13 protein-coding genes are annotated in these 21,534 nt (G+C 48.8%); 8 read left to right on the top strand and 5 right to left on the bottom strand.

Annotated elements, in window-relative coordinates; all coding sequences use genetic code 11:
- Positions 1 to 117 precede the first annotated feature (117 nt).
- Positions 118 to 1,047, top strand: a complete 930-nt coding sequence (locus AC5JR3_RS17620) for a tetratricopeptide repeat protein (protein WP_495847853.1) — start codon at positions 118 to 120, stop codon at positions 1,045 to 1,047.
- A gap of 92 nt (positions 1,048 to 1,139) precedes the next feature.
- On the opposite strand, the gene AC5JR3_RS17615 is transcribed toward AC5JR3_RS17620, so the two are convergent.
- Complete coding sequence (locus AC5JR3_RS17615; RefSeq protein ID WP_495847852.1) at positions 1,140 to 1,331, bottom strand: hypothetical protein; 192 nt, start codon at positions 1,329 to 1,331, stop codon at positions 1,140 to 1,142.
- A 996-nt stretch (positions 1,332 to 2,327) separates the two neighbouring features.
- On the opposite strand from AC5JR3_RS17615, the gene AC5JR3_RS17610 reads away from it, so the two are divergent.
- Complete coding sequence (locus tag AC5JR3_RS17610; protein WP_495847851.1) at positions 2,328 to 4,901, top strand: EAL domain-containing protein; 2,574 nt, start codon at positions 2,328 to 2,330, stop codon at positions 4,899 to 4,901.
- A gap of 165 nt (positions 4,902 to 5,066) precedes the next feature.
- Here the strand turns inward: AC5JR3_RS17610 and AC5JR3_RS17605 are convergent, their stop codons facing one another.
- Together AC5JR3_RS17605 and AC5JR3_RS17600 are read right to left on the bottom strand one after the other, a co-directional pair.
- A complete protein-coding gene (locus AC5JR3_RS17605) occupies positions 5,067 to 6,161 on the bottom strand; it encodes an endo-1,4-beta-xylanase (RefSeq protein WP_495847850.1) in 1,095 nt (364 codons plus the stop codon).
- A gap of 99 nt (positions 6,162 to 6,260) precedes the next feature.
- Positions 6,261 to 8,408 carry a polyribonucleotide nucleotidyltransferase gene (locus tag AC5JR3_RS17600; protein ID WP_495847849.1) on the bottom strand — a complete coding sequence of 716 codons (2,148 nt, stop codon included), beginning with the start codon at positions 8,406 to 8,408 and terminating at the stop codon, positions 6,261 to 6,263.
- A 308-nt stretch (positions 8,409 to 8,716) separates the two neighbouring features.
- Here AC5JR3_RS17600 and AC5JR3_RS17595 point away from each other — a divergent pair, with 308 nt between their 5' ends.
- The 6 genes from AC5JR3_RS17595 (at position 8,717) to AC5JR3_RS17570 (ending at position 16,537) form a co-directional block, all read left to right on the top strand.
- Complete coding sequence (locus tag AC5JR3_RS17595; protein ID WP_495847848.1) at positions 8,717 to 13,378, top strand: sll1366 family intein-prone helicase; 4,662 nt, start codon at positions 8,717 to 8,719, stop codon at positions 13,376 to 13,378.
- 199 nt (positions 13,379 to 13,577) lie between these two features.
- Positions 13,578 to 14,402, top strand: a complete 825-nt coding sequence (locus AC5JR3_RS17590; RefSeq protein ID WP_495847847.1) for an SWIM zinc finger family protein — start codon at positions 13,578 to 13,580, stop codon at positions 14,400 to 14,402.
- Positions 14,403 to 14,603: 201 nt separating this feature from the next.
- Positions 14,604 to 15,458, top strand: coding sequence for a formyltetrahydrofolate deformylase (gene purU, locus AC5JR3_RS17585; RefSeq protein WP_495847846.1), 855 nt, complete (start codon positions 14,604 to 14,606; stop codon positions 15,456 to 15,458).
- Entirely contained in the window at positions 15,430 to 15,645 is a 216-nt protein-coding gene (locus AC5JR3_RS17580) for a hypothetical protein (protein ID WP_495847845.1), read from the top strand. Before purU ends, AC5JR3_RS17580 begins: the two co-directional genes overlap by 29 nt.
- 59 nt (positions 15,646 to 15,704) lie before the next feature.
- Positions 15,705 to 16,037 carry a type II toxin-antitoxin system PrlF family antitoxin gene (locus tag AC5JR3_RS17575; protein WP_495847844.1) on the top strand — a complete coding sequence of 111 codons (333 nt, stop codon included), beginning with the start codon at positions 15,705 to 15,707 and terminating at the stop codon, positions 16,035 to 16,037.
- A gap of 2 nt (positions 16,038 to 16,039) precedes the next feature.
- Positions 16,040 to 16,537: a type II toxin-antitoxin system YhaV family toxin gene (locus AC5JR3_RS17570; RefSeq protein WP_495847843.1), complete on the top strand. Its 498-nt coding sequence runs from the start codon at positions 16,040 to 16,042 to the stop codon at positions 16,535 to 16,537.
- Between the two features lie 137 nt (positions 16,538 to 16,674).
- Here the strand turns inward: AC5JR3_RS17570 and AC5JR3_RS17565 are convergent, their stop codons facing one another.
- Positions 16,675 to 20,424 carry a PAS domain S-box protein gene (locus tag AC5JR3_RS17565; protein WP_495847842.1) on the bottom strand — a complete coding sequence of 1,250 codons (3,750 nt, stop codon included), beginning with the start codon at positions 20,422 to 20,424 and terminating at the stop codon, positions 16,675 to 16,677.
- Between the two features lie 256 nt (positions 20,425 to 20,680).
- Entirely contained in the window at positions 20,681 to 21,472 is a 792-nt protein-coding gene (gene map, locus AC5JR3_RS17560; protein WP_495847841.1) for a type I methionyl aminopeptidase, read from the bottom strand.
- Positions 21,473 to 21,534: the final 62 nt, after the last annotated feature.

Below are 21,534 nucleotides of genomic sequence, written 5' to 3'. Positions count from 1 at the left end.
TCTCTCGACAAGAGTGGAGCAATTTTGCCGCCTTTGATGGGTGGAGCAGGAATGAACTTCTACACTTTTTTGCTCCCTGAAGCGAATCTATCGCTCAACCCTACTATTAATAGATTTATGAGCCACTTGTACCGCATCTTGTTTGGCTTGGGTATAGCATTGGTGCTTGTTGTCTTACCACTGACAGCACCTGCTCAAGCTATAACCGTAGCTACTCCCATGGCGATCGCCTCAGAAATTTTTAATTCTGGCGTAGAAAAGCTGCAAGGTAATGATTATTTAGGAGCTATAGAGGATTTTACTAAAGCGATTGAACGCGACCCTAATTTGGCGGCAGCCTATAGCAATCGGTGTTTGGCGCGTGTTCAGTGGGGTGATTACACAGCCGCTGCGACAGATTGTACCCAAGCCTTGCGACTAAATCCTGACAACACAGAAGCCTACCTCAATCAAGGACTCGCCTACTACCGTCTGGGAAATTACCAAGCTGCGATCGCGGATTATACTGAGGCGATCGCCCGACATCGTACTGATTTTCGTGCTTATTACAATCAAGGATTGGCGCGTTTTGAACTGAAAGACTATCCAGGAGCGATCGCTGACTATAACCAGGCATTACGTCAGCATCACCCGTCTGATACCTCGCTCCTGCTAGAGGTTTACAATGACCGAGGTTTGGCTCGACTGATGTTGGAAAATATACCAGGAGCGATCGCTGACTTCGAGCGAGCCATTCGGCTAGACCATAACAACCATCGTGCTTTCTACAACCGTGCCTGTGCCTGTCACCACAGCGGCAATTTACAGGGCGCAATCCGAGATTTCACTTTAGCATTGCAACTTGAACCAAACCATGCTGAAGCCTATGTTAATCGGGGCATTATCCACCACCAACTAGGACTTCAGCAGGCAGCACTATCAGATTTCAAGACAGCATCCGGACACTTTGAGCAACAGGGCAATACGGCGGCGTACCAACAAACACTGTCGTTCATCGCCAGACTTCAGCAATGGCTTTTGTCTTCCGATGAAAACGCGATCGCCTAGAGCCGGGGAGCGGGGGAGCGGGGGTGCAGGGGAGCAGGGGAGCGGGGGTGCAGGGGAGAACTTCTTACCCTTCATCCTTCATCCTTCACCCTTCACCCTTCATACTTTTTCCCCAGCTCAGGACTCACCATCCTAGTTCCTCCACTAACACGCCGTCCTGGTATTCCTTGCTTGGGAGCCTCATTTTGGGATTCCCCTGCTGAAACTAAGCTGGGAAGGCTGGTAGAAACTGCATTGAGCAGCAAAGCCAAACCCATGGCAGAAAGAGCTTTACGGAATTTCATCGACTGGCACCCTGAGAAATAGTAGACCCGTTCAATTAAATTGGAGCTAAATTGAGTAATCTTAGTTACTTATTTTCTTCAACTCAATTTAGTTCCTGTTACTCAGCAAATCTTGTAGCTATAGCGACATATTTGATTGAACAGTTAGTAGCAGTCATCATCGTAAACCACAAGCCAGAAAAGGAAAATACATGTAACTACTTATTTTTCGTCCTCCGTAGAATTATTGAGTTTTTACTTAATGAAAAAGTCAAGATAGTAGTACTTTGTAGGCATTTACTGAGGAATTAACAAGTGCTTTTTGTTGAAAGGATAAAGCTTTTGGGGTTTTTTAAAATATAATCCTAAAGACGGATGCAGAATAGATAAATTAATGGACTAGAGCTTTTAGAGACGACAATTTTTGCCGGAAGCGATCGCACCATCCCCTGCACCTCGTAGGATGGCGCTCTCCATTAACCAACAGTCCCTCTCACGGAAGAATCCTGCCTGTGCTTGAGCAATCCCGGTTAAATACTTGTTAAATCCTGTCTTCCTATTATCCAGGCAAGAAAGAGAGCTGTCTTAAACTGCTTGTTGTAGGTTAAGTTGTAGGGAAGCGATCGCTTCCTTAAAGTTGATTGCCACTACTATTTCCTGTAACACTTGCTCAAGGGTTCAGACAGACCTTGGTAGTGAAGCGGAAATTTCAGCCGGACTAGGTGTGCATCCTCATCATCCAATCAATAGGGTAGTTAAACCGTAACGCCCGAATTGCTTTTGGAGCATCTACAGTGCCTAAACAGGCGATTCGTGAGCCAGTAACCATAGGTCTAGCCTATCTATCCTGAGGCTGTGAATTTACCATTGAAACAAAAGCAATGGGACTTATGCTCTACGAAAAGCTGTCAATCTTCTCTACAGATTTTGGGCTAATACTGTTAAAAAGTGTTAGTTTGTAGCAATTTATCTAAAATTGCTACGTAGATCCTCCTTATCAGTCAGCTACCAGGTGCTGTGATTGTTAAACTTCCTCAGAAAATCCGCTTGCTGCTGTTAGGACAAAAAAAAGACCGCGATGGTCGCTTTGCAAACCGCCGAAAGCGTCTCCCCTCATGGGTTTTGCAAGGCATCTTGAGTTGCAAAGAAGCTCCGCTCCCGATTAGTTTATTGATAACGGGCTTACTGCTGGGAGTCAAACTAAGCGCTAGTCTGCAACCCTTAGAACTTGCAGCCTTCGATCAAATGGTGCGGCTACAAAAAGATGCCCCGCCCGACCCTCGCATTTTAGTGGTTGCGATCGCAGAATCAGACATCCAGTCCATCAAAGAGTGGCCCCTTTCCGATCGGGTTGTGGCGCAACTCATACAAAAACTGCAACAATATGACCCCAAAGTCATCGGACTTGACCTACATCGTGACCTTCCCCAAGGAGAGGGTCAGGCAGCACTGCTTGAGCAACTCCAAGCCCCTAACGTCATTGCTATTAATGCGCTGGGCGACGAAAAGGGTGGAGTACCGCCACCTCCCACAGTTCCAACCGAGCGCATTGGCTTCACCGACTTTGTCATCGATCCTGATGGGGTACTTCGTCGCAATCTAATGTTTGCTGCCTTGGGAAATGAACGCTTCTACTCATTCTCTCTCCGGGTAAGTCTGAGTTATCTAAGCGATCGCGATATGGCGCTCAACGTTCGCTCTAACGGCCTATGCTTAGGCAACGCTAGGTTTGCCGCCTTGCAAGCCCGTTCTGGAGGCTATCAAAACATTGATGACCAAGGCTACCAAGTTTTGCTCAACTACCATTCGCCAGAGCGGGTAGCACAGCAGGTAACACTCACCCAAGTTTTGCAGGGACAAATCAACCCCGACTGGGTAAAAGACAAAATCGTCTTGATTGGCACAACGGCACCCAGCGCGAAAGATTCTTTCTTGACTCCCTACAGTGCTAGTCAACAGGGTCAGCCGCTCATGCCGGGGGTAATTGTTCACGCCCAGATGATCAGTCAGATCCTCAGCGCGGCGCTAGATGAGCAAAAGCTGTTTTGGTTTTGGAATGAAGGGACAGAAGCGCTATGGCTGTGGACGTGGTCTTTTGCTGGCGGAATACTGGCATGGCGACTGCGGCATCCTCTGGTTTCTGGACTAGTAGGTGTTGTGATGCTTGGGGGACTCTTTGGGGTGAGTTTCCTCATTTTTACCCAAGCGGGTTGGGTTCCGGTCGTGCTGCCCGCTCTGGCGTTTATTGTCACGGGTAGTGCAACGCTGGCTTACAAGGTGCTACATAGTGTCTCTCACGATCCTTTAACGGCGTTACCCAACCGAGTGTTGTTTGTTCGGCATCTCCAGAAAGCGATCGCCCGCACAAAACACCGCCAGTCAGATCTCCTGGCGATTCTCTTTTTGGGTTTAGACCGATTTAAAGTCATTAATGAAAGCTTTGGGCATCAAATAGGCGATCAACTCCTGATCGCAACCATCAGCCGCTTGAAAACCTGTTTACGAGCAGGCGATCAAGTGGCACGAGTGGGAGGAGACGAGTTTGCTATTTTGTTAGAGCAATTGGATGACGTGAGTGAAGCCACCTCTGTGGCAGACTCCTTGCACAAAGCGCTGCAATTACCCTTCCACCTAAATGGACAGGAAATCTTTACAACCGTCAGCACGGGCATTGCCTTTAATCAAACAGGCTACGAGCATCATCCAGAGGACTTGCTCCGGGATGCCCACACCGCCATGTATCGAGCCAAATCCCTTGGCAAAGCCCGCCACGAAATTTTCGCTACGGGAATGCGGACGGCTGTAGTCAAGCGCTTGCAGTTAGAGACAGATTTGCGGCAAGCCCTTGAACGGAAAGAATTTCTGCTGCACTACCAGCCGATTATTTCAACAGCAACCAGCAAAATCGCCGGATTTGAAGCGCTTGTGCGCTGGCTGCATCCCCAACACGGTTACATTTGCCCGCTTGATTTTATCTCAGTGGCAGAAGAAACAGGGCTAATCGATCCCCTAGGGCTGTGGATTCTGCAAACAGCTTGTCGCCAGATGCATCTTTGGCACGAATTGTTTCCCAGCACTCCCCCCTTGATGATCAGTGTCAATCTTTCTAGTGGACAACTGACTAATCCTGACCTTGTTGAACAAATTGAACAAGTTCTAGAAACCACTCAGTTAAATAGTCACAGCTTAAAGTTAGAAATTACTGAAAGTATGATGATGGACGAAGTGGAGTCCACCATCACCCAGCTAGTGCGTCTAAAAGCCTTGGGGATTCAACTGGGAATTGATGATTTTGGTACAGGTTACTCCTCGTTAAGTTATCTTCATCGGTTCCCCATCGATATGCTCAAAGTAGACCGCTCTTTCGTCAGTCGGATGGAAGACACCAGTGAAAACGGCGAGATTGTACGCACCATCATCAAACTTGGTCACAACCTGGGCATGAATGTTATCGCTGAAGGTGTAGAAACCTCTACCCAGATGCAAGTTATCCGGGACTTGCAGTGCGAGTATGGTCAGGGTTATTTCTTCTCAAAACCCTTGCCAGCAGACGCTGCAACTGTCCTGCTATCACAGGCTCCTCAGTGGTGATAAAACAAAGTCCTGAGTCGGTGAGTCGGGGAGAAAGTATGAAGTATGAAGGGTGAAGTATGAAAGGTAAGAGGTAAGAGGTTTTCTCCTGCACCCCTGCACCCCCGCACCCCTGCACCCCTGCACCCCCGCACCCCTGCACCCCCGCACCCCCGCTCCCCATCTCTACTCCTGAGTCTCTGTTTCCAGTGATTCAATTAACGCTTCGTAAGCGGGTTTGGGGCGATAAGTGGCGTCAAATAGGAGAGGGGCTTCTACTTGTCCGGTTAAATCCCCTACCCAGGAGTGACGGTCTGTAAAGCCCCAGGTAATAAAGGCGGTACAGTTTTTCAGCGATAGGCACACATCAAGTAGACCTTTGTAAATATCAGCTTGCTTCTCTAGCCTCTCTTGGCGGCTACCGCTACCATCAGCGATTTGCACATCTAGCTCTGTGAACTGTACCTCTAAGCCGAGTTCTCCTAGACGTTTGATGTTTTTCGTTAGGGGTTCTAGTTCAGGGACGTAGCTTAAGCCTTTGTGCATTTGCATGCCAACGCCATGAATCGGCACTCCTCGCTGTAGCATTCCTTCAACTAGCTTATAGATGGCATCGGATTTTTGCCCCAATTCTTCACCGCCGTAGTCGCTGTAGAATAAGCGGGCGTCTGGGTCGGCTTCGTGTGCCCATCGAAAGGCTAGGTCAAGATATTCCGGGCCAATATGCCGGAGCCAAAGGGTGTCCCGAAAGGAACCATCGCGGTTAAGGGCTTCATTTACCACATCCCAAGCGACAGTTTGCTCTCGGTAGCGGCTGACTAAGGTTTGGACGTGAGTTTTCAGGATGGTCAGCAGTTCGTCGCGGGTAAAGTTGCCGTCATCCAGCCAGGAAGGCAGGGCATAATGCCACACCAAGGGATGTCCCCGGACTTTCAGGTGATTAGTTTTGGCAAATTCTACCAGGGCATCGGATTTGCTAAAGTTGTAGCGATCGCGTTTCGGATGTACCTGGGAAAACTTCATTTCATTTTCTGGCACCAAGAGATTAAACTCCCGTGCCAGCACTTTGGCGTAGGTCGGGTCATTCTGTAACGGCTTAAATGCCACCGCCGCCCCGATGGCGATTCCCTGCTTTTGGGCGAGCGATCGCAAGCTATTGGTATTTTCTGTTGTATCCGCCACCGTTGCCAACTGTGGTGGTGGCGGACTCCCCAAGGTCAATACCGCAACAAACGACACCAACACTAGTACTAGAAAAGCAAGGAGTAAGCGGTATTTCATTGGGGAAGAGGGGATAAAAAAGGCATGTTCTCTGGAAAAGCCAAAAAACTTTTCCTTGTTACGTTCTACCTTTTTTTGTTTACTCTTGCTACCTACGCCTTAAACGGCTGCTGCGGCGCGCGCGGCGGCGGCTTCATCGGGGTGAATACCCAATCGGGTGAGGTTGAGGCGACCTTTATTGTCGATTTCGCGTACTTTTACAACGACTTCATCACCGACTGCGACTTCATCTTCCACTTTGCCAACGCGGTAGTCAGCCAGTTGGGAGATGTGGATCATCCCTTCTTTCCCTGGCAGCACTTCTACAAACGCCCCAATGGGAATAATCCGCGTGACGCGACCCGAATAGACATCGCCTTCATGCAGTTTGCGGGTCATACCCTGAATGATTTGGATGGCCTTTTTCGCCTTTTCTCCTTCTATAGCGGAGACAGTGACGGTTCCATCGTCTTCAATGTCCACTTTGGCACCTGTTTGTTCAGTAATGCCTTTGATGGTTTTACCGCCAGGGCCAATCACCATCCCAATTTGTTCGGGATCGATCTTGATCGTCAGCAGGCGTGGGGCGTAGTTAGACATCTCCGGACGGGGTTTGTCAATTACCGCTAGCATTTTATCTAAGATATGCAGTCGGGCAGGTCGGGCTTTCTGAATCGCTTCGGCAATTGTCTCCATCGATAGACCCGTGATTTTCATGTCCATCTGCAATGCCGTGATTCCCGTGTCGGTTCCCGCGACTTTGAAGTCCATGTCACCCAAGAAGTCTTCGATGCCCTGAATATCGGTGAGGATGCGGATTTCGTCTTTTTCTTTGATTAAGCCCATCGCCGCGCCGCTGACTGGCTTAATAATCGGCACACCCGCATCCATTAAGGCAAGGGTAGAACCACAAACGGAACCCATAGACGTAGAACCGTTAGAAGATAACACTTCCGACACGACTCGTAAAACGTAAGGGAAGGTTTCTTTCGGTGGTAAAACCGGGATGATGGCGCGTTCGGCTAAAGCACCGTGACCAATTTCTCGACGACCGGGCGATCGCATCGGTCGGGTTTCTCCCACAGAGTAGGGAGGGAAGTTGTAGTGATGCAGATACCGCTTTTCTTCTTCCGGATGCAAGTCATCTAGATCCTGAGCGTCTCCCGGTGTTCCCAGCGTGGCGGTGGATAAAACCTGGGTCAGTCCCCGATTAAACAAGCCGCTACCATGGACTCGTGACGGTAGTAGACCGACGCGGCAAGATACGGGACGCACTTCGTCTAGTTTTCGACCATCGACCCGGACGCCATCTTCTGTGATTTGACGGCGCATCAGTTCTTTGGTGAGGGCTTTGAAGGTATTGCCTATCGCTTTGCTGTTTGTGGAGGCAACGCGGAGGGGGTCATCTTCTGGGAGGGCTTCGATGGGGGCGATGATCTCTTTTTCCTTAATCTCGTCTAAGGCAGCATCGCGCTCGTGTTTATCTTGGTCAAAGTGAGTTAGGACTTGCTTGATTTGGGTAGTGGCGCGATCGCGAATAAAGTCTTCCAGCGTCGAATCGACGACGGGGGGTTCTTCACGTACCAACTCAATCCCCAACTGCGTCATCAAGTCGCGTTGAGCTTCGATCAAGGCGCGTACCGCTTCATAGCCAAAGTCGATCGCTTCAATGATGTCCTGTTCGGGTAACTGGTTTGCCCCCGCCTCTACCATGATCACGCCATCAGGAGAACCCGCGACGATCAAATCTAAGTCTCCCGCCTCAATCTCTTTGAAAGTCGGGTTAATAATGAAATCATCCCCTACCAAACCAACACGCACGGCTGCCATCGGGCCATAGAAGGGAATTTGCGCTTGCAATACGGCAATCGAAGCTCCCGTTACCGCCAAGACATCAGGCGGCACTTGTTCATCCATTGACATCGTAGTTGCTACGATTTGAATATCATCCCGCAGCCAACTCGGAAACAGGGGACGCAAGGGACGGTCAATCAGACGGCTGGTGAGGGTTACTTTTTCGGGAGGACGACCTTCACGTCGTAGAAAACCACCCGGAATGCGACCGGCTGCGTAGAGTCTTTCTTCATAGTCTACTAATAAAGGAAGAAAATCTATGCCTTCTCTGCCTCCAGAGCGCGTTGCTGTCACTAAAACTGCAGTCTCTCCCGACTGAATCAGGACGGAACCACCAGCTTGTGGGGCAAGCAAACCCACTTTCAGCCGAATATCCCGTCCGTCAAAGGATATTGACTTATCTATCTCTTGCATGCAGTCCTTGTTCCTTCTCTATCATGTTTCTTTCTCTGTGGCAATCGTAGCATTTCTGTCCTATGGATGCTTTGAGCTGGAGAGTAAGTAGCATTGCCCTGGCAGGTTTCCTAGAAATAGCAATTTTTTGGAGTTTTTAAAGCATTTGGAGAGTAATTTTGCTCAATCAGTTGTGACTCTAAGCTCGAAACGAGTTTGAGGTTCAGAGTCGGTCGTTAGATTCAACATTTTCATCATGCATGTTGTGGGCAAAAGCTCATGATTTCTAAATTTTAAATTTGTAATTCAGCAAAATCAGAACTGTTCGCATGGCATTAAACGGTAGTTGGATTCCTCAGTCAAGTGGTGGTTATTTATTTATTTGGGGAGAAACCTGGCGCAGCACAGCCTCAACCGGAAAAACCACTGCATCAAACGCAGTCAACGCCCATCCCTATGGAATGAGTCAAGCAGAGTTAACGAGTAACCTGCCTGTCAGTATGCGTTTGAAGCAATCAGAGTGGCAATGGCGATCGCAGATCATCGCCCTACCAACCCCCTCCTCAAAAAACCACTCCTCACCCCCACTGCTGTCATCCCAAATACCAAAGGACAGCACAGATATCTCACTGACGCTGCAACCCTGGCAAGTTGAAGGGTTTTGTCTTGACCCTCTAAGTGCCGTGAAATTTCTCCAGGCATTACCCCTAGGCACTTTCCAAGCTGCCAATGCCCATATCGGCAGTGAGCTGCGCTTTTGGTCACAAGTTAGCCGTTGGAGTCTCGATTTACTCTCCCGACGCAAATTTCTACCCGGCATCGATCAACAGCCCGACGGTACAGTTATTGCCACTTGGCAACCTCTCCTCGACAGCGCCATCGATCGAGCCAGGCTGGAAAAATTCACCCGCACTATGCCCGCCGCTTGTCGTACTTATGGGGAAAGGGGAGCAGGGGAGCGGGGGAGCGGGGGAGCGGGGGAGCGGGGGAGCAGGGGAGCGGGGGAGCAGGGGGGAGAATTACCCGTCGCCAGTCCCCAATCTTCGCCAACCTGGCAATGGATAGAACCTCAAGAACTGCTGCTACGCTTCCTTAGCAGCGCTCTTGACGCGCAAATTCGGAATTGGGTTGAGGCTCATCCTTTAGCCACCGCAGAAACCTATGTCCAAAAATGGTTGCAAGCGCTGTCCCAGGACACCAACACCATTGAAGAAGTTGAACCAGGGACAGTAGAACGCCTGTCAACGGCACTGCATACCTGGACATCCCCTGTACAAGACTACTTAGTCACTCCCGCCGCTCTCGATCGAGGAGAATATCGAGGAATCGGGCAGAATTTGTTTCGTACCTGCTTTTCTCTCCATCCCCCAGCCTCAGGAGAGGAAAACTGGCTATTGAAATATTGTCTACAAGCAACTGATGCACCGGAAGTTTTAGTCGATGCCGAAACTATTTGGCAGCATCCCGTCGAGCAACTCTCGCTTCAAGACCGCAGGATTAAGCAACCCCAAGAAACATTACTCAAAGGGTTGGGCTTGGCTTGTCGCCTTTATCCCCCCATAGAACCCAGTCTGCACAAACCTTGCCCTACCTCCTGCCAACTCATGCCGATTGAGGTGTATGAGTTTATCAAAAGCAGTGCTTGGCGCTTACAGGACAGTGGTTTAGGCGTTGTGTTACCTCCCGGTTTAGCCTTGGGAACCGGGGAAAAACGCTTGGGAATCAGCATTAAAGCCGAAGTCGCTTCAACAAAGAAAAATGAACGATTAGGGCTGCAAAGCCTGCTGAAGTTCAATTGGGACTTAGCCATTGGCGATCAAACGATCTCAAAGAAAGAATTTGACCGATTGATGTCGTTGCGATCGCCTCTAGTAGAGGTTAACGGTGAGTGGTTTGCCCTGCAACCTGCTGATGTCCGTGCCGCACAATCCTTATTTACGGCAGCTCAGGACAACATGAAGCTTTCTGTCGAGGATGCGTTGCGTCTGAGTACGGGTGACACAACGACCCTCGAAAAGCTCCCGGTTGTTAAGTTTGAAGCCTCTGGGGCATTGCAGGAGCTGATTACCAATTTGACAGGTAATCGCTCGATTGAGCCGATTGAAGCCCCGGAAAGCTTCCACGGTACGTTAAGACCTTACCAAGCACGAGGCGTCAGTTGGCTCACCTTCCTGGAACGTTGGGGCTTGGGAGCTTGCCTCGCGGACGATATGGGACTCGGAAAATGCCTGAGTGCAGATTCCCTGATTCCTGTCAACGGTGTAGTACAGACGGCGGCAGAAATTTGGGAGACTCATGCCAACGAACAAGAGTTTGATGGCGAAGGGTTCTGGACAACGCCGACTGAGCAATTACTGGTCAATTCCATTGATGAAGAAACTGGAAAAATTGTGCAAGCTCCCATCCGGCGGCTGTATCGACAGCAAGTCTGCGAGAAGTTGCGAAAAGTAACCCTGCAAGACGGTAGCACGATTACCATTACCCAGCGTCACAAGCTGCTAACAACTAACGGTTGGACAAATAACTTAAAAGTGGGCGATCGCGTCTGTGTCCCTGGCAAAATGCTCTGGGAAGGAAAACCAGAAGATCCCGATTTGGTCAAGTTTCTGGCTTGGCAAATTGCCGAGGGAAACGAGCAGTCTGTAGGTGCGTTGAAGATATACCAGAAAGACACAAACTGCTTAGAAGACTTGCACCAGACTTTAGTGCGAATTGCTCAGCGCTATGACCTCAACATTAATCAACCGCGTCTGTGTAACTTTCCTAACCGAGTTGCCGCCTTGCGAGTCAATAGCCAAGCTTATCGGCGCTTTTTGGAAGCGAAAGGGTACAACTGGGGTAAGCGATCGCGCGATAAAGCCTTTCCGCCTTTGATCATGCAGGCAAATCTGGAAAGCCTGCGTATCTTCTTGCGGAACTACTTTGACGCTGAAGGCTCAGTCAACTCCAGGATGCGGACTGTGGAAATTAGCACCGCCTCACCGCTGCTGATTCAACAACTTTCGGTACTCCTGCGACGCTTCGGAATTTGGCTGCGAATTTCACCACAACAAAAACGGGCAACAAATGGCAGTGGTATCCTCCGCACCTACTACATCGGCACCCTCGGCGGAAATAGTGCCAGACGCTTTCTGCAAAAAATTGGATTTGGCATTCCTGCCAAACAGCAGAAACTAGAAGCGATCTGCCAACGGCTAAGTAACACCAATGTAGAAGGCATCCCCGCCTCTGAAATAGTTGCCCAAGCCGTCGAGACAACTAAGTTGCCAATCCGCCATTTTGGGATGCACAACACCGTCTATATTAATGGTTCTCAGCAGTTTTCTCGCCTCAGTCTAGAAAAAGTGCTAGTTGGTGTTGAGGGCGTCTTGAGCGGTGTAGCCGAACAAGAGTATCGCCTGCAAAAGCCTTCTAAGTGGACGCTTCAGACTTTAGAGCGCTATGCCCAGCTCGACAAACAGCAGCTAAATGTAACACGACAAAACTTACAGTGCCTGCTTGATCAAGAAGTCTTCTACTGCCCAATTCAGGAGATTGAGGAGATCGAGTATGAGGGATGGGTGTATGACTTGGAAGTGAACGAACATCACAACTTTGTCGCCAATAATATCCTTTGTCACAATACCATTCAGCTAATCGCCTTTTTGCTCCATCAAAAGGAGCAAGAGACTTTGGAGGGGTCAACGTTGCTCGTTTGCCCGACTTCTGTATTAGGAAACTGGGAACGAGAAGTTAAGAAATTTGGCCCCTCTTTGAAGACGATTGTCCACCACGGAGACAAGCGCCCCAAGGGGAAGGAATTTGCCAAAGCTGTTAAGGATAAGCATCTGGTCATTACTAGTTACCCGCTGGTGTATCGAGATATTAAAAGCCTAGAGGGGGTTTCTTGGGCAGGGATGGTACTGGATGAGGCACAGAATATCAAAAACCCTAGTGCCAAGCAGTCCCAGGCGGTGCGGCAACTCCAAGCAGGGTTTCGGATTGCTTTGACAGGGACGCCGATAGAAAATCGCTTGTCAGAATTGTGGTCGATTTTGGACTTTCTCAATCCGGGATATTTGGGCAATCGGCAATTCTTCCAGCGGCGGTTTGCGATGCCAATTGAGAAGTATGGCGATACGGATTCGTTGCAGACTTTGCGATCGCTTGTGCAACCCTTCATCCTCCGTCGCCTAAAAACAGACAAAGACATTATCCAAGATTTGCCAGAAAAGCAGGAGATGACCGTCTTCTGCGGACTCGCCGCCGAACAAGCGGCACTGTATCAACAGCTAGTGGATGATTCGCTGACAAAGATTGAAGAAGCCGAAGGCATCCAGCGTCACGGTCTGATTTTGACTTTGTTGCTGCGCTTAAAGCAAGTTTGCAACCATCCTGCCCTGTTGAATGCTAAAAAGCCCAAAGCCAAAGGCGAGAAAGACATGCTCGATAGTCGCCAATCGGGTAAATTGCAGCGATTGGAGGAGATGTTAGAAGAGGCGATCGCCCAAGACGATCATGCCTTAATCTTTACCCAATTTGCGGAGTGGGGCAAACTGCTGCAACCCCATCTAGAAAAGCGTTTAGGCGAGGACGTGCTCTTTTTATACGGCGCAACTCGCAAATCGCAACGGGAGGAGATGATCGACCGCTTCCAGAATGATCCGCAAAGTCCGCGCATCTTAATTCTCTCCCTAAAAGCAGGGGGAACAGGACTGAACCTAACACGGGCAAACCATGTTTTCCACGTCGATCGTTGGTGGAACCCAGCCGTGGAAAATCAAGCAACAGATCGTGCCTTTCGGATTGGTCAAACCCGCAATGTGCAGGTACACAAATTTGTCTGTACAGGCACTCTAGAAGAACGCATCAACGACATTATCGAAAGCAAGAAACAACTAGCCGAACAAACCGTAGATGCAGGCGAACAGTGGCTGACGCAAATGGATACCAATCAGTTGCGAAACTTACTCTTACTCGACCGCAGTGCAGTGATTGATGAAGAAGATTAGGAAGAAAGGATGAAGTATGAAGGATGAAGGATGAAGTATGAGGGGTTAAAGGTAAAAGGTTAGGGATTATCGCTTTTCCAGGGGTTCCTCATCTCCCTCTCCTTCTCTTCTTTCCCTCCTCCGCGCCCTCTGTGCCTCTGTGGTTTATTAAAATTCCCAGCCCCTCATCTCCCTACTCAGGACTCAGGACTAAAAAACAATGACAAACTACGAAATTGAAAGCCAAGAATGGTGGGTGCAGCGGTGGATTGACTTGCTCAATTCTTACCGATTTAAAAAGCGCTTAGAACGGGGGCGTATTTACGCTAAACAAGGGAATATTCTCAGTATTGAGTTTCAAGGTGCAGAGGTTTTGGCAAAAGTACAAGGAACTGCGCCAGAACCTTACAAACTTTCTATTTCGATCGCTCCTTTTACGGATGAAGATTGGGATTTTGTTGTCAAAACTATGTCTGAGCAAGCGATTTACTCAGCTCAGTTGTTGGCAGGAGAAATGCCCCAAAATATTGAAGAAGTATTTACTTCTAATGGGTTGAGTTTATTTCCCTTTACCCTGTCTGATGTGCGATCGCGGTGTAGTTGCCCTGACCCACAAAACCCCTGCAAACATATTGCGGCGGTTTATTATGAGTTAGGCGATCGCTTTAGTGAAGACCCGTTTGTATTATTCCAGTTGCGGGGACGGACTAAGGGGCAAATTCTCGACGAGTTGCGCCAACTGCGAAGCACGGGTGACACTCAAGAACAACCGGAAAGCAACGGGAAAGCCTCGAAAGAGTCTGCACCTGAACCTACACAATCGGCAACACCCCTCAATATTGAGCAGTTTTGGAAGTACGACGAGCCGCTAGAATCTTCGCTAGTGGTGATTGCGCCGCCACCTGATAGCAGTTCGGTGCTTGATGTTTTGGGGACGATACCGTTAGCGTCCTCTAATTCTCAGGCGATTAGGCAGTACCTGAATGAGGTTTATCAGTCTATCAGTCAGCAAGCCATGATGGTGGCGTTGAATCGGGAAGAGTAGTCAAGTCCCAACTGCTCAATCCGGGGATGCGGTTTACCGTTGTAGGTGGCGGGGTCTAGGTCGCTTTGTTGTGAAAATTAGCGGTTCAGTGGATGCCGAAGCCTCTTGACAGGCGGCTACAGATGAGGCGAGCCTATCTGTCAAGCTGAAACTGCGCTGCTTATTTGGTAGGCTATGAGTCCAGAAACTTACCGTTGAGCCATGACAGTCCCCACTGCGACACTGTTAATTTCCTGCCCCGATCAACGGGGACTAGTCGCAAAGTTTGCCAACTTTATCTACTCAAATGGCGGCAATATTATCCATGCTGACCAACACACAGACTTTGCTAGCGGGCTATTTCTCACCCGGATCGAGTGGCAGTTAGGCGGGTTTAACTTGCCCCGCGAATTGATTGGGCCCGCATTTAATGCGATCGCGCAACCCCTACAAGCCGAGTGGCGGCTCCACTTCTCCGACAAAATCCCCCGCATAGCGATCTGGGTAAGTCGGCAAGATCATTGCTTGTTTGACTTAATTTGGCGACAGCAGGCGAAGGAATTTTCCGCAGAGATTCCGTTGATTATCAGCAACCACACAGATTTAAAAGCCGTTGGCGAACAATTTGGGGCGGATTTTTACCACCTTCCCATCACCAAAGAAAACAAAGCCGAACAAGAAGCCAAACAACTAGAACTACTGCGTCAGTACAACATTGACTTGGTGATTCTCGCTAAGTATATGCAAGTACTTAGTACCGACTTTATCTCCCAGTTTCCCCAAATTATCAACATTCACCACTCCTTTCTCCCTGCCTTTGCGGGTGCCAAGCCCTATCACAAAGCCCACGAACGAGGCGTCAAAATCATTGGCGCAACGGCTCACTACGTCACCCCAGAACTGGATGCCGGGCCGATTATTGAGCAGGATGTGGTGCGAGTCAGCCACCGCGACAGCATCGCCGATTTGATTCGCAAAGGTAAGGACTTGGAACGCTTCGTCTTAGCAAGAGCCGTGCGCCTGCATCTGCGCCATCAAGTGTTGATTTATGACAATCGCACCGTGGTTTTTGCTTGATGCTGTTTTCACCTGCCTGATCACCAAATGCAAACAGGTAAAGCTGATGAATCGCCTTCACCAAGAATTTAAGTCACCTAATGGTGAAGTTGAGCCGCCGCAGACATTTTTTGGCTCTCACCCATCACTTTTCGTCGGTCGGCTCCAACGCCTTGTTAGGCTCAAAACCCAAGCCTGTCACTCTTGATAAGACAATGCATTTGCATTACCTTAGTAATGTTTATATTGATAGGTTTAGAGGTCGCTATGGTTGTAAGACCAACCCCCTGCTCAGAATCTACTCTTACCGCTCGTTACCAGACTACAGTCCCTGAGACCGTTCGGAAGGTTCTTGGCTTAAATAAGGGTGATAAAATCTGCTACGCTATCCAGGCTGACGGCAATGTAGTGATTTCTCGCGCTGACAAGACCGAGAGCGATCCTATACTTGGGAAGTTTCTGAATTTTATTGCACGAGATATCGAAAAGAATCCTCAGCACTTACAAGCGATTAGCTCTGATTTAGTAAGCCGTGTTCAGTCCTTGGTTGCTGAGGTTGATTTTGATCTTGATGCACCATTGTCTGACGAGGATGAATAAGCTTGTCTGTAAATCAGCCGCTAGTGATTAATGAGTGGAATATATTTGCTCATCCTCTCTTCCTTGACCAGTTTGAAGAACTTCTGACGCAGGTCGAACATTTGCGTCAGAAGTATCCTAAAGACTACAAGAAAAAAAATGCCACAAAGCGTCTAGCTGCCATAGCAAAGCTGGCATTTGATGATATTTCTCAAGATCCAACACGTAGTAATTATCGCCAAGGTACTACGCTTGGTGATGATTACAAGCACTGGTTTAGAGCTAAATTTTTTCAGCAGTACCGACTGTTTTTTCGATATCATCAAGAAAGCAAAATAATTGTTTTTGCCTGGGTTAACGATGAGAACTCTAAGCGAGCCTATGACAGTAACACAGACGCTTATCGAGTTTTTAAGAAAATGCTTGAAAGTGGTCATCCTCCAGACGATTGGAATGACTTACTCAAAGAGGCAAGAGGTGAAAGTAATCGTTTAGAGAAAGTAGTCAAAGTAGAAATTTAACTGGCTAGAAATAAATTATAGATACACGGTCTAACAAGTCCTTGGAGCGGAACGAAAATTACACGGTTAGTGATGCCAAACAGAATCAGCGTCCGCTCAACTTCAAGCTGGGGAGGGATTGTTGAGGATTACGGCACTTATTCTTGCGAAATGGGGATTTCTAGGCAAAATTCTGTACCTTGTCCTGGTTCCGAGACACACGTTAGCTCTCCACCATGTTTTTCCACCACGATTTGATAGCTAATCGACAACCCTAGCCCCGTTCCCTTCCCGACGGGTTTTGTAGTAAAGAAGGGGTCAAAAAGGCGGGTTCTGGTGCTTTCACTCATTCCTGGGCCATTATCTATTAGGCGGATCAGGACGCGGGACTGGTCATCGGAAATACTGGTGCGAAGCCAAATCTTCGGTTTTTTGCCGGGAGTTTGTCGGCTGAAATCTAACAACTCTAAAGCATCGATCGCATTAGTCAAAATATTCATAAACACTTGGTTTAACTGCCCTACATAACACTCGACTAGTGGTAGGGTGCTGTATTCTTTGACAACCTCGATTTCGGGATAGTCTGACTTGGCTTTGAATCGGTGATGCAGGATAAGTAGGGTATTCTCTATCCCTTCATGGATGTCCACGTCTTTCTTATCAGCTTCGTCTGTACGGGAGAAGTTCCGCAGACTCAGGACAATTTGACGAATGCGATCGCTTCCCATTTGCATTGACTTCAAGAGCCGGGGGAGGTCTTCGCTGATGAAATCGAGGTCAACTGCTTCTATTTCGTCTTGAATCTCTGGGTGAGGGTGGGGATAGTGTTTAGCGTAGAGGGCGGCGAGGTTGAGTAAGTCTTCGGTGTAAGTAGTCGCGTGGGAGAGGTTACCGTAGATGAAGTTGACGGGATTGTTGATTTCGTGGGCAACTCCCGCCACAAGCTGACCAAGACCAGACATTTTTTCGGTTTGGATCAGTTGGGCTTGGGTTTGTTGCAATTGGCGTAGGGTTTGCTGGAGCTGCGTGGCTTTTTCCTGGGCTTGCTGGACGGCATCTTGGGATTGGGTGTAGAGTTCAGCTTGCACTAGCGCGATCGCTAATTGGTTAGCCACTGCTTCTATCAGCTCTATTTCGCTGTCACTCCAAACGCGGGGTTCGCTGTGTTGTCCGCAGATCAGTAGCCCTGTGTCTCCTGAATCTGTGCAAATCGGCAGCGTTAACATCGCCGTGTAGCCATAATGCTCGTAGAGTTGGTACAAATTCGGGTCAGCGCTTATTTTGAGGTCATCAGCACGAAAGATAGACTGATTTGCTATCCGCTGTCCCAAAGGGTCTAAATCTTGGGAGGAGAAGCTACCGATAAAGCTTGGCAAGTCAGGAAGTTTTGCTTCTTTGACAGCCTCCCAGGTCGTTGGCTCAGTCATAGAGCGATACCAAACAAACAAGCAGCGGTCGAGCTGCAACAAGTTGCGAACTTCAGTAACAACTGTTTCTAAGATGGTGTTTACATCTAAGGAGTTGCGAATCTCGCTGGCAAGACGATTGAGCAATGCCTCGCGTTGAGCGAGTTGGCGATACTGAGTTTCGCTTTGACGCAAGGCTTCTTCTGCCTGTCTGCGCTCGGTAATGTTAGTAATCATCCCCAAAGTGCCACAATATTGTCCCCCTTGGTCAAAGATCGGATTAGCAGAAACGATCGCCCATAAATCTGTGCCATCTTTTTGAGAGAACTTAAAATCGTGCTGTTCGTTAATCCCTTGCTGGCGTCTAGCTAAATTGTATTGAGCGATCGCTTGTCCCTCTTCATCCATAAAGGCAAATAGAGACTTGCCAAACATCTCTTCTACCGTATAACCCAACATTTGAGCCATTTGCGGGTTAACGAAAGTTGTGTTGCCGTTAGCATCGAGCATCCAGATACCCTCAGTTGCCGTTTCCACGATGCGGCGATACTGAGCTTCGCTTTGACGCAAGGCTGCTTCTACTTGCTTGGCAATGGTAATATCGCGGACAATCGTTGAAAGAAACTCTAGCTCTCCGTTTTCTCCTGTATGTGCCAAAATTACCTGCGAAACGGGAATCTCTTGATCATTACGGTATTTTAGGGATGTCTCTGCACTCCAGACTCCATTTTTGATCGCCATCGGCACGCCTTCAGTGAGAATTTTTTCTCTGGCACTCTCAGCGCAAAATTCAGAAACGTGTATACCTGAGATGTCTTCAGCTTCGCCAATTCCGATCATGTTGCGCCCCGCTCTGTTCAGGTAGAGAGAGTTTCCTTGGGCATCAGCGGTGCCAACAAAGTCGGTAGTGAGTTCCAAAATCGCCGTGAGTCTTGCCTGCGCTTGCTGGGCTTGTTTGCGTTCAGTAATGTCGGTGGCAGTCCCATCTAGGCGGAGAACTTGCCCCGTCTCGTCATAAATCAGCCAACTGCGGTCTTGAAGCCAGCGCACTTCACCGTCAGAGCGGATAATTCGATACTCAATTTCACTGCTACTGATGTCTGGATATTGTTGGTTATGCTTAAGGACGCGATCGCGGTCTTGTGGATGGATTACCTCAATCCACAGGTCGGCGTCGTCAAAAAAGTCTTGGCAAGGTCGTCCATAAATCGTTTCTGTGGCTGGGTTCAAATACAGCACTTTGAAGCCGCCAGTTGCCGTCAAGCCGACAGACCAGACCACATCTTTGAGAGAATTCAAAATGCTATTGAGCCGCGACTCACTTTCTCGTAGAGCTTCCTCTGCTTGTTTTCGGTCTGTAATATCATGCATAGCAGCCACGGCACCTAGTTTGTTTCCTTCTGCATCAAAAATTGCCTGTCCACTCGCCAAGAGAGTACGCCGCTTCCCCTGGGTTGGGGCAATAATCATTTCTAGCTCCCGCACCATTTCCCCGCCAAACGCTCGAAACAAAGGAATGTCCTCTCTTTGCATCAGGGTCTTGCCATCAGGCAGATATAAGCTAAAGTGTTCTGCCCAGGCTGACGGTGGTAGAGGTTGTTCCGGTAGCCCATGAAACTCGCGTGTTGCCCGATTAAAAAGAGTTAAATCTCCCTTGGCATCACAAGCGACAATGCCATCTTCCAGGTTATTGAGTAGCGCCTTTAAAAATTCTCGTTCCTGGAATAAAGCCGCCTCGGCTCGCTGACGTTCCCTGCGGTCGGCTTCGCTAACCGCCATTTGGGCTTCTAGTTGCGTGATTGCCTGTTTGAGTTCGGCAGTCCGTTCTTCGACCCGTATTTCTAAGGTTTCATTTGCCAGTTTCAGGGCTGTTTCTGTTTGCTGGCGCTCAATAATATCTTCAGCAACTTTAATAAAATTTGTAACTTCTCTGCTTGTATGGAATACTGAGGGAATAGAAGGCATTTCCCTACAAAATTCGTCATTTTTTAAGCGATTATCAAATTTTCTGCGCCATTTCTTCCCTTCTGAAATGGTGTCTCCCGATTGTTGCTTGGCTTGTTGGGATTGCTCCTCTAAGCAAAGGACGTTGGTGCCAATGACTTGCTCATTGTGTTGAGGCTCTGTAATCTCTCGCGCTACGGCATACACTAAGTTTTCTCCTAGAGAGGGAGCCGCTGTCCACCGCAGCCATTTGTAGGAGCCGTCTTGGCAGCGGTAGCGGTTCTCAAACGACGTTATGTCTAGACCTGCTGCGAGCTTTTGGACTTCAAGGAGGGTGGCGTCTCGGTCTTCCGGGTGAACAAACTCAATAAACGGTTTGGCTAACAGTTCCTCCTGGGTATAACCCAGCATCTTTTCCCAGGCTGGGTTCAACCGCTTAAAGTAGCTATCTAGACCAGCTATACACAACAAATCTAGGGAAAGATTAAAAAAATGCTCTGCCCCTGTCCACTGATGATAATTGACGCGATCGCCAGAATTGGCATCTTGAGAGCACATATTCAATCATCCCCTAAAACTGAGATGTAAATAACTGTTTTAGTATTCCCATTCAACCCATCAATCTCAACATTAGACGAAGAAAGGGTGAAGGAAGGATGAAGTATGAAGGGTGAAGTATGAAGGGTGAAGGAGGTTATCAGTTTTCCTCATCGCCTCATCGCCTCATCTCCTCTGCACCCCCGCTCCCCTGCACCCCTGCACCCCCGCTCCCCTGCACCCCTGCACCCCCGCACCCCTGCACCCCATCCCCTAACTACGAGGCAAATTGTAAATGAGCTTCTTCTTCCCGGAGGGTGAGCAGCTCTACACCAGAGTCAGTGACAGCGATCGTATGCTCAAACTGGGCAGAAAGTTTGCGGTCTTTTGTAACCGCTGTCCACTTGTCGGCAAGCACTTCGACTTCCCAGGTGCCTTCATTGATCATCGGCTCAATTGTAAACACCATGCCGGAACGTAAGCGCTTCCCTTTACCCCGTGTTCCGTAGTGGGGAATTTGGGGTGCGGTGTGGAAAACATTGCTAACGCCATGTCCAACAAAGTCGCGCACCACCGAAAAGCCTTGAGATTCGGCATATTCCTGAATTTCTGCGCCAATATCGCCAATACGTGCCCCTGGCTTGACTTGGGCAATCCCTCTTCTTAAGCACTCTTCCGTGATTTCCACAAGTTTTTTGGCGCTTGGGGAGGGGGTGCCAACAAAGAATGTTTTTGAGGTATCGCCGTGGTAGCCGTCAAGAGTCGGCGTGACATCAATATTGATGATGTCACCCTCTTTAAGAACCTGCTTGGCATTGGGGATGCCGTGACAAACGACTTCATTAACGCTAGTGCAGATGGACTTGGGAAAGCCATGATAGCCGAGGGGAGCGCTTTTGGCTCCATGCGATCGCGTCCAGCTTTCGGCTTCATCGTTTAGCTCTAGGGTACTTATTCCCGGCTGCACCATTTTTTCAAGGTGGTGGAGGAGTTCAGCCGCTAAACGTCCTGCACAACGCATTTTTTCAATTTCTCGGCTCGATAAAAGAACAATCGTTTCGCTTCCCATAATGCTTCTCTTTGAACAATGTCCCTAAGTAAGTAGGGAGCCTTTCTATTTTTTAACTTTAC

It is taken from the genome of Kastovskya adunca, assembly GCF_059505785.1.
This window is presented reverse-complemented; position numbering and strand designations above follow the sequence as displayed.